Genomic DNA, 10,237 nt, shown 5'->3' on the forward strand with positions numbered 1-10,237 from the left:
ACATTGCTGACCCTGCATCTACCCGATAAGTTCCGCATGAGGGCCAGATTTAGACTTGGCCTGTGCTTTGCCTTGCTTATACTGGCAGGGTGTCGGGCTCGCATACCGAAAGAAAACCAGACAACGGACAGTGTAGAGATTGTTTCCGTCAATCCTATACCAAAGCTAGAACCACACCTACCAATAGAACCTCTCATACAACAACGGCAAATGAGAGCTGTATGGATCGCTACCATATATGGCTTGGATTGGCCAAAGCAAGTTGCTCGGAATGCGAAAGAGGAGGAACAACAAAGGCAAGAATTTTGCGAAAAACTCGACAGACTAAGTAAACAAGGATTCAATACCGTATTCCTACAAGTCAGACACCGCGGTGATGTGATCTACCCCTCCCAGTATGAACCTTTTGCCACTGCTTTTAGTGGTAAGCGGAAAGCCATGGGCTATGATCCTTTGAGCTTTGCCATAGAGGAATGTCACCGCCGAGGTTTGCAAATTCACGCTTGGATGACAACTTTCCCCCTTGGAAAGGGCAGGCTGAGCCAGTATCCTCCTCGCAGTATCCATCCCGATTGGTGCATCAAACACCGTGGAGAATGGCAGTTGGACCCCGGAAAACCCGAGGTGAGAAATTACATAGCCGATTTGGTAAGTGAGTTAGTGAGACTCTATCCCGGATTAGATGGCGTGCATCTGGACTATGTACGCTATCCCGATTTTGCCGATAGCTTCGCCGACGGAGCCTCTTACAAACGCTACGGACAGGGAAAAAATAAAGCCGAATGGAGACGAGAGAATATCTCCCTCCTATTAGAGCTTGTCTACCGTGCAGCTCAGGCCGATACCGGACCAAGACTGCTTAGCTGTGCTACTTTGGGGCGATTAAGACGCCTGCCTCAGTACCCTACAATCGGCTGGACTGCTTATGAAGATGTCTATCAAGATCCTGTGGATTGGGCTAAAAGGGGAGTTGTAGATTTCATCGTACCGATGATGTACTACAAGGGGAATTATTTTGATCCTTTCCTGATCGACTGGAAGAAACAAATTCCCAATCTGACCATTATCCCCGGCTTGGGCCTATACCGCTTGGCTGAGCCGAAGTCGACATGGACAGCACAGGAAATAGATTGGCAAATGGAATTGGCTAAATCTCTCAATCTGCCGGGAATTTGCTTCTATCGGGAACAGCAACTCACTCTCAACAAAGAGATAGAAGAGGTTATACTCAAACATTTCTCCGAGCCAGGTATGCCTCTACTCTTTCCTCACAAGGCGCAAAAGCCTTCTTAGGCAAAGACGTGTCGGATTACATTGGCAAAAACATCTCGATCCTCCCCCCTTGTACACCTACCTCCATATTCCTTTCTGCCCCAGTCGCTGTATATATTGTGACTTCTATAGCCAGACAAAGAGAAGATTGATTCCTGAGTATATCGAAGCTCTGATGCACGAGATTCGCTACCGTCACGAAAAGCAAACAGATCTCTCCACTCTGCAAAGTATCTATTTCGGAGGAGGGACTCCCTCGCAGTTGCAACCCGAACACATAGCTCGATTGATAGATTTACTTGAGGATGTCTACGGGATAGAGGAGAAGGCGGAAATCACACTCGAAGCCAACCCAGAAGATTTGACAGCAGAATATGTAGAGCAAATAGCAGCTTTACCAATCAATCGTATCTCAATGGGGATCCAATCATGGCAGGATAAAGACTTGCATTTTTTACGCAGAAGACACACAGCAAAGTCAGCTGAATCGGCAGTCAAGCGTTGTCAGGATGCAGGCTTAGACAATATCAGTCTAGACCTCATCTATGGTCTGCCACAGCAAACCCTCCCTCTGTGGCAAAAAAACCTACAGCAGACAATCGCACTACATCCTCGGCATATCTCAGCCTATCATCTTATATATGAGGAAGGGACTCCCCTCTATCATCTCTTATCTACAAAGCAAATCTCAGAAATAGACGAAGAATTGAGCTTGGATCTTTTTTCTTGCCTCATCGACACATTGTCCGAAGCCGGATATGAGCAGTACGAGATCTCCAATTTTGCTCAAAAAGGATACCGAGCAGTACACAACTCAGCTTACTGGCAGGGTAAACCTTACATGGGCTTCGGCCCGGCTGCTCATTCCTATGATGGCAGGACCTGTCGCAGGGCAAACACTCCGGATTTGGATCTCTATCTACATGCAACAAATAGAGGTGAAGACTCACCACACACGGACGAACTACTCAGTCCAACAGATCTCATCAACGAAGCTGTCTTATGTGGGTTACGCACAGTAGAAGGTCTTATGCAGAGCTCCTTTGTAGAACGATTTGGAAAAACTTGTTGGCAACAAATCAGAAAGAAAGCCCTACCCTACCTACAGAAAGGCTTACTTGAGGAAAACTCCCAGGGAATAAAACTTTCTCGAGAGGGAATCTTCCTATCCGACACTATAATGAGCGATCTTTTCTGCTGATCAGCCCTCGCCCCCCACTACCGAATAATTGGTATTTTCTATTACCCGATAGCGAACATATCGCTTGTATTATAGTCACAAATAACTATTTTTGCAGCATAAGAACGTATTCACATACGAAACACAACCTCGTCTGCCTTTCAAGTAAGAACAATAACCATTAAAAGCAATAAGTATATGTCTATCAAAGGAACTCAAACAGAACAAAATCTACTCAAATCTTTTGCCGGAGAATCACAAGCTCGCTCTCGCTATACTTTCTTTGCCAGTGTTGCAAAGAAGGAAGGTTATGAACAAATCGCTGCTATCTTCATGGAAACAGCCGAGCAGGAAAAAGAACACGCTAAACGCTTCTTCAAATTTCTCGAAGGAGGTATGGTGGAAATCACAGCCTGCTATCCTGCCGGGGTGATTGGAACAACAGCCGAGAACCTTGCTGCAGCTGCAGCCGGTGAAAATGAGGAATGGACAGAGCTCTATCCCGAATTTGCTCGCATTGCCGAGGAAGAAGGTTTTAAGGATATTGCAAATGCGTTCAAACAAATCGCCAAAGTAGAGGAGCAACACGAGCTTCGCTACCGGACTTTGCTGGAGAGAGTTCAAAACAACACAATCTTCTCTCGCGAAGAAGCCATTCGCTGGCAGTGCCGCAACTGTGGCTATGTAGTAGAGAGCAAACAAGCTCCAGCCAAATGTCCAGCTTGTCTGCATCCGCAAGCCTACTTTGAGCCGATGCACCAAAATTTCTAAAGCAACAGCTCTCCCAAATATAATAGAGACCGTGTAGCGAATTGTCAATGCAGTTCGCTACGCGGTCTTTTGTTGTATAAAGAAAGATTTCATAGTCATAAAAGGTCTCCATAGGAACATGTACTGCACGAGCTCTCCAAGGGCTGTTGTGGCAATTTTTTACCGGACTTTGCTGGATGAGGCAATCTATAGCTTTGAGACTTAAAGTGTTTGAGTATTATCTCGACTTCAATATCGATAATAGTGCAGTAACTGGCATATTACACAATGGTTTGAAATAGATTAACTTTGCGGTGTGTACATAATAAACACAGTGAAAAACAAAAACCAATGAAATATTCTCGCTCTCTCATTTTTTTTACCCTTTTGCTTTCCCACATCGGGATTGCAAGTGCAGTACTCCCAGATAGTATTCCACAAGTACGCAATATAATCTTAATGATTCCGGATGGTTGCTCTTTGGCTTCCTATTCGTTAGCTCGTTGGTACCAGAGATACAAGGAGCCAAACAAACAGCACCTCAATATAGACCCATATATCAAAGGTACAGTGTTGACCTACTGCTCCGATGCTCCCATTGGAGATTCGGCTCCCACGACCTCCTGCTATGTAAGTGGTATCCCATCCAAAGCAAATTACATAGCTACTTATCCAAAAAGCGAAGGAAAAAATGACCTGATCTCTCTGGATGCAAACAAGGCTTTCAGCCCTCTCACCACAATTCTAGAAGCCGGAAAGATCATGTTGGGAAAGCGAAGCGGACTGGTCTTTACCTGCGAATTTACTCATGCAACTCCGGCTGACTGCTCAGCACATACAGCTAACCGCAAACGCTATGAAATGATAGCTCCTCAAATGGTGCATCAGAATATAGATGTAGTAATAGGGGGAGGGACATATATGCTATCCAAAGGGTTGAAAGAAGAATTACGCAATAGAGGCTATGAACTACTACTCGATGATCTGGAAGGCTTTCGTCGTAGCTCCGGACATAAATTGTGGTCCCTTTTTGGAGATATCAGTATTCCATACGATTTTGACCGCGATACTACCCGGTATCCGTCCCTCGCAGAAATGACAGCTTCGGCCATCAGTCGTCTCGATGATCCCGGTCATTCGGGCTTCTTTTTGATGGTAGAAGGCTCCAAAGTAGACTGGGCAGCCCATGCCAATGATCCAGTAGGGATCGTAAGCGAATTACTTGCTTTTGATAAAGCCTGTGGTGTAGCCTTGGATTTTGCCAAACGAGATGGACAGACAGCTGTTGTTATCCTTTCCGACCATGGAAATAGTGGTATCAGCATTGGCAGAGCTAATCTTGGAAAAGGCCAAAAAATTAGCTTAGAAAAACTTATCGGGCAATTGGCCCGGCACAAGTATACCGCAGATGGCTTGGCAAATATCCTTTCCTCTCATTCCTATGCAGAAGTAGATAGCCTTCTCTGGGATGCTTCAGGCATTCGTCTCAATGCAGAAGAGCGTGAAGCTCTCATTCATTGCCCTGACTATGAGGCCGGACCTCTGAGAAAGGAAGAGCGCAAACCTGTGGCAGACAACCCTCTTTCCTCTGAAACTCTTTTTAGCTATTGCTGCAAACTTCTTGCCAAGTACAGTCCCGTTGGTTTTACCACGCATGGCCATACAGCAGAAGATGTGTTGCTCTGTGTCTATCATCCTCAAGGAGCCGAACCTTCCGGGATGTTGTTCAATACGGAATTGGCATCTTACCTCGGTGCTTTATGGGGGCTCAAAGCTCCATACTCTGAATTGGGAGAGCAAATCTTCGCAGCACATACAACCGTCTTCGCTGGTATGAGAGTAAATATCCAACCCGCTAAACGTAGCTATAAGGAGATTCGTCACAAACAAGACTTCCATGAATTGGACTTGTCGGATTTCGCCCCTATCCTGACTGTGACACACAAGGGAAAAAAACTTTCTATCAAGCCATACACAGATTATGTCGATCTCAATGGCAAACGCCACAGACTACACTCGGTAATTGTCTATGCTCCGGAGAATAATACTTTCTACCTACCTCGTAGTCTGCGCTCTCTCCTAACAAGCAAATAGGCTAAATCCACTACCTTTGTGTGCGATTTAGCAGGCTATCCCGGTCGCTGTCGATACAAAAGCACAGAAAAAGACAAACCAAAGACAATGTTGCAGGATAAGATAAAACAGATAAGAAAAGAGATAGAAAACTTGGTTGCTTCCAAGGCAACCGATGCCGAAGAATTGCGTCTCAAATACCTCTCAAAAAAGGGAGTTATCAGTAATTTATTTGCTGAGTTTAGAGATGTAAGTCCAGAGGAGAAACGAGCAGTCGGAGTCGAACTGAATGCTATCAAAACTTTGGCTACAGAAAAGATCCGTGCTTTGGTGGACTCTTTTCGCGACAAACAGGAAGAAGAAATATCAGAAGACCTCAGTCGCACAGCCTATCCTTCTCCCCTGGGTAGCCGACACCCCCTCTCTTTAGTGAAACAGGAGATATGCCGCATCTTCTCCCGTCTGGGTTTCAGCATTGCCGAAGGTCCTGAAATAGAAGATGATTGGCACGTTTTTTCTGCCCTAAACTTTGCCGATGACCACCCTGCTCGCGATATGCAAGATACTTTCTTTATCGCACACAAGCCCGATATATTACTACGAACCCATACCTCATCGGTGCAAGCTCGGGTAATGGAGAACACGCAACCCCCTATCCGCATTATTTGCCCCGGTCGAGTTTATCGCAATGAAGCCATATCGGCCAGAGCTCACTGTTTCTTCCACCAATTGGAAGCACTCTACATTGACAAAAATGTCAGCTTTGCCGACCTCAGACAAGTCTTGCTGCACTTTGCTCAGCAAATGTTCGGAGCAGACACGCAAATAAGACTCCGCCCCTCATACTTTCCATTTACCGAGCCATCGGCAGAAATGGACATCAGCTGCTGCCTTTGCAAAGGCAAGGGTTGCACCTTGTGCAAAGGGACAGGTTGGGTAGAGATCCTCGGCTGTGGCATGGTCGATCCTGCTGTATTGGAAAGCTGTGGAATAAGTAGCAAAAAATATAGTGGCTATGCACTCGGCATGGGGATAGAGCGTATTGCCAACCTCAAATACAGAGTGGACGATTTGCGTCTGTTCAGCACCAACGACACGAGATTTCTTGAGCAGTTTAAGCCGGTACACTGATCTGCTCCCATACAGAAGTCTTGCTCTGAGCTGATATTCAGATTTCCTTTATGACTAAAAAAGAACGATATGCAGCAGTGGTGGCCTATTTCTCCGAGTCGATGCCTGTGGCGGAAACGGAGTTGAGTTATGGTTCTCCGTATGAGCTATTGGTGGCCGTAATCCTCTCAGCTCAGTGTACGGACAAGCGTGTGAATATGGTCACTCCGGCTCTTTTCCTTGCTTTCCCAACTGTGCAAGACATGGCTAAAGCAAAGGTGGAGGAAGTCCTGCCATACATCCGTTCGGTCAGCTACCCCAATAACAAAGCTAAGCACCTGGTTGGTATGGCACGCCGTGTCGTAGAACAATTTGGAGGAGAAGTTCCAGCCGAAAGAAAAGATCTGATCACACTGCCAGGAGTAGGGCGTAAGACGGCAAATGTAATTTGTGCCGTGATCTACAACCAACCTACCATGGCTGTGGATACCCACGTATACAGAGTTTCAAAGCGTATCGGTCTGGCCCCGTCTTCGGCAAAAACGCCACTGCAAGTAGAGACAGAGTTGGTAAAGCATATTGCCGCAGACATCATCCCCAAAGCCCATCATTGGTTAATCCTGCATGGGCGATATGTGTGCACAGCTCGCAAGCCCAAATGTGACTCTTGCGGTTTGACTGAAGTGTGCCGTTATCACAGGACTCTTTCCGGGCGTAGAAAAGAACAAGAGGCATCCCTGTAAAGACCTCTTGGTAAGAGAGAATTTTATCCAAATAGAGAATAATCACCCTCTGAATCTCTGAGAGTTTCCCCTTCCTTTAGAGCTCTCCTGCGAAAGCAATAGCCATACGAATTCCTCTCGTATGGAGCAAACTTCCCCTTTTGATTTCACAATCCAAGATGATCGACATAGCGAATGTCGCATTGTGTAGATGACCTAATTCCACATCGATAGCTAAACAGGGCCTGTGAAAAGGAATTAGAGTATCAAGACCGTGCAGCGGTCTCTTATTTTGCTACCTTTGTAGCAAGGGTTGGGCCGAAAGGCTTTTCTGTACCATCGCAGGCTTGAGATGGGCCGGTTCTTCCCTCGCACATATGGGTGTGGAATGCAAAATATCGAGCATATAGAAACAATCAGTATAACCAACCAAAAACAAACAGATCAATGATCAAAGTAGGTATCAATGGGTTCGGCCGTATAGGTCGTCTCGTATTCCGTGCAGCTCAAAAGAGATCGGATATCAAGATCGTAGCGATCAACGACTTGCAGGAAGTGGACTATCTGGCGTACATGCTTAGATACGATAGCGTGCATGGCAAGTTCGATGGTACGGTAGAAGTTCGGGATGGCAAACTCGTGGTAAACGGCAACGAAATCCGTGTGACAGCAGAGAAAGACCCTGCTAACTTGAAATGGGATGAAGTTGGAGCAGAGTATGTGGTAGAATCCACCGGTCTCTTCCTTACCAAAGAAAAGAGTGAAGCACACCTGCAAGCCGGGGCCAAGTATGTGGTAATGTCTGCCCCTTCTAAAGACGAAACACCTATGTTTGTTTGCGGAGTAAACTTCGACAAATACCAAAAAGGAACACAAATCGTATCCAATGCCAGCTGCACAACCAACTGTCTGGCTCCCGTAGCCAAGGTGCTCCATGACAAATGGGGTATTAAGGACGGTCTGATGACAACGGTACATGCTACCACCGCTACACAGAAGACCGTAGACGGACCTTCTGCCAAAGACTGGCGTGGGGGACGTGCTGCCGGTGGTAATATCATCCCATCGAGCACCGGTGCAGCCAAAGCGGTAGGTCGGGTAATTCCTGAGCTGAACAAGAAGCTCACCGGAATGAGTTTCCGAGTACCCACATTGGATGTATCTGTGGTAGACCTCACAGTAAATCTGGCTAAGCCAGCTAAATACGAAGAGATCTGCGCCGAAATGAAAAAGGCTTCCGAAACCTACCTGAAGGGAATCCTCGGCTACACAGAAGAAGCCGTTGTATCTTCCGACTTCATCGGAGAAGAAAATACTTCCGTATTTGATGCGACAGCTGGTATCGCCCTGACCGATACCTTCGTTAAGGTCGTTTCTTGGTACGACAACGAGTGGGGATACAGCAACAAAGTTTGCGAATTGCTTCTCCATATGGCTAAGGTCAATGCCTAAATAAAAGCTTTTGCCAAGTCCTCTCAAGGCTTGGTATAAGACATACAAAGCCCGGTTTTCCGAATAGGAGAACCGGGCTTTTGTATTCTAATTCTCTACCTTTGCACCCATGGATAGTACAAGACAAAGTAAAATAAGCCGTCTGATACAGAAGGAACTGAGTGAGATATTTCGTTTGCAAACCAAGGCATTGCCGGGAGTTATCGTTTCGGTAACCTCTGTGCGTGTAAGTGCCGACCTAAGCATTGCCCGAGCAACCCTCTCAATCTTCCCTTCCGATCGAGCCGAAGAACTACTAAAAAACATTCGTAGCCAAGCCTCACAAGTCCGTTTTGAATTAGGACAACGTACCCGTATGCAACTCAGACGAATACCAGAATTGCATTTCTACATAGACGATTCTCTGGACTATATAGAGCGCATCGATGAGCTACTCAAGAAGTAGAGTTCGTAACCAAGCCTAAGAACCTCATGAAGCTCCCACTATTCTTTGCCGGGCGCTACCTTTTCAGTCGAAAGAGCCTGAATGCCGTAAATATTGTATCGGCGATTTCGGCTGTGGCCGTGGCTGTGGTATCCATGGCTCTGCTATTGGCTCTCTCCATATATAATGGCTATGAACAACTGATCCTCTCCCAAACATCCGGTCTGGATCCAGATCTTTTGGTCGAACGTGTAGACAAACAGAGTTTCGAGCTCCCCCCTTCTCTTAAAGAAAAGATAACAGCTGTCGAAGGAGTGGAAACAGCCGCAGGGATGATCTCTCAAACAGGACTTTTGCGATGCAAGCAAAGACAGACACCGGCCACAGTGATAGGTGTTGAACCTCTTTTCAGCACAATAACCGACATAGATCAGTTTATCTCGGATGGAGAGTTTCAACTAATACGGTCGGATAGCTCGGCTTACTACAACATAGGAAGTGCTCTGGCTTGGGAGCTGGACGCCCTTGTCGGATCAGATACTATTGACATCTATTTTCCTAAGCGGATTGGCCTGATCAATCCTTTACTACCTGCTTCGATGCTTCGCATGGATTATGGTACAGTTGCGTCCATCATTCAACCTGGACAAGCCGGATACGACGAAGTGGCTTTCATTCCTATAGACCAACTACGCTATCTGCTTCAATATACGGACAACGAGGTAACAGCCATAGGAATAAAACTACAACCCGAAGCTAATACTCAAAAGGTGAGCAAACTATTGGAAAACCTACTGGGGAGCTCCTACAAGGCAAAAAATAGAGAAGCTCAATATCCAGAAATATCACGTTTGGTTGCAATGGAGAAGTGGATTACTTTCCTCATACTCCTTTTTATCCTAATTCTCGCTCTCTTCAATGTTATTAGCAGCTTAGCCATGTTGCTTTTAGAGAAGAAAAAGGACATTGTCATTTTGCGAGCTTTGGGGATGCGAATGCAGGATATTCAACGCATATTTGTGAGCGAGGGGGTACTGGTAACTCTTTTAGGAGCCCTCCCGGGCTTGTTCCTTGGAGCCGTATTGGCTTTCCTGCAGCAGGAATACGGTATTGTAGAAATCGGCAGCTCTACAGAGATGGGCATACCAGCTTATCCCGTAGAACTTCATTTAAGTGACTTTTTGATGAGTCTGATTGTAATATCCTCATTGGGCTGGATCTGTGCCCATTACGCAGTACGTATGTTTTTACGTC

Annotated in this window: 9 protein-coding genes (1 of these 9 cut by a window edge); all 9 read left to right on the forward strand. The window is 46.1% G+C overall.

Features of this window, described 5'->3' with window-relative positions; all coding sequences use genetic code 11:
* Positions 1 to 3 precede the first annotated feature (3 nt).
* Positions 4 to 1,293, forward strand: a complete 1,290-nt coding sequence (locus DQN70_RS00505) for a glycoside hydrolase family 10 protein (protein ID WP_052115598.1) — start codon at positions 4 to 6, stop codon at positions 1,291 to 1,293.
* A gap of 49 nt (positions 1,294 to 1,342) precedes the next feature.
* A complete protein-coding gene (gene hemW, locus DQN70_RS00510; RefSeq protein ID WP_042226049.1) occupies positions 1,343 to 2,473 on the forward strand; it encodes a radical SAM family heme chaperone HemW in 1,131 nt (376 codons plus the stop codon).
* 177 nt (positions 2,474 to 2,650) lie between these two features.
* Complete coding sequence (gene rbr / locus DQN70_RS00515) at positions 2,651 to 3,223, forward strand: rubrerythrin (RefSeq protein ID WP_023937807.1); 573 nt, start codon at positions 2,651 to 2,653, stop codon at positions 3,221 to 3,223.
* A 330-nt stretch (positions 3,224 to 3,553) separates the two neighbouring features.
* Entirely contained in the window at positions 3,554 to 5,296 is a 1,743-nt protein-coding gene (locus tag DQN70_RS00520) for an alkaline phosphatase (protein ID WP_023940772.1), read from the forward strand.
* A gap of 90 nt (positions 5,297 to 5,386) precedes the next feature.
* On the forward strand, positions 5,387 to 6,406 hold the full coding sequence (gene pheS, locus DQN70_RS00525; protein WP_111759371.1) for a phenylalanine--tRNA ligase subunit alpha: 1,020 nt from the start codon (positions 5,387 to 5,389) through the stop codon (positions 6,404 to 6,406).
* Positions 6,407 to 6,456: 50 nt separating this feature from the next.
* Entirely contained in the window at positions 6,457 to 7,128 is a 672-nt protein-coding gene (gene nth / locus DQN70_RS00530) for an endonuclease III (RefSeq protein WP_023937804.1), read from the forward strand.
* A gap of 426 nt (positions 7,129 to 7,554) precedes the next feature.
* Positions 7,555 to 8,559, forward strand: a complete 1,005-nt coding sequence (gene gap, locus DQN70_RS00535; protein WP_023937800.1) for a type I glyceraldehyde-3-phosphate dehydrogenase — start codon at positions 7,555 to 7,557, stop codon at positions 8,557 to 8,559.
* A 109-nt stretch (positions 8,560 to 8,668) separates the two neighbouring features.
* Entirely contained in the window at positions 8,669 to 9,004 is a 336-nt protein-coding gene (gene rbfA, locus DQN70_RS00540; RefSeq protein ID WP_023940774.1) for a 30S ribosome-binding factor RbfA, read from the forward strand.
* Positions 9,005 to 9,030: 26 nt separating this feature from the next.
* Positions 9,031 to 10,237, forward strand: partial view of an ABC transporter permease gene (locus tag DQN70_RS00545; protein ID WP_023940775.1) — the 5' portion only. It continues 11 nt past the right edge of the window; only the first 1,207 of its 1,218 coding nucleotides appear in the window; the start codon lies at positions 9,031 to 9,033; its stop codon lies off the right edge, out of view.

Origin of the sequence: Porphyromonas crevioricanis, assembly GCF_900476255.1 — a bacterium.
In the GTDB taxonomy this organism is placed as follows: domain Bacteria; phylum Bacteroidota; class Bacteroidia; order Bacteroidales; family Porphyromonadaceae; genus Porphyromonas; species Porphyromonas crevioricanis.

Excerpts from the sequence above, each read along its gene's own strand:
- rbr (WP_023937807.1), top strand. The coding sequence starts at position 2,651 with ATGTCTATCAAAGGAACTCAAACAGAACAAAATCTACTCAAATCTTTT.
- DQN70_RS00520 (WP_023940772.1), top strand. The coding sequence starts at position 3,554 with ATGAAATATTCTCGCTCTCTCATTTTTTTTACCCTTTTGCTTTCCCAC.
- nth (WP_023937804.1), top strand. The coding sequence starts at position 6,457 with ATGACTAAAAAAGAACGATATGCAGCAGTGGTGGCCTATTTCTCCGAG.
- gap (WP_023937800.1), top strand. The coding sequence starts at position 7,555 with ATGATCAAAGTAGGTATCAATGGGTTCGGCCGTATAGGTCGTCTCGTA.
- rbfA (WP_023940774.1), top strand. The coding sequence starts at position 8,669 with ATGGATAGTACAAGACAAAGTAAAATAAGCCGTCTGATACAGAAGGAA.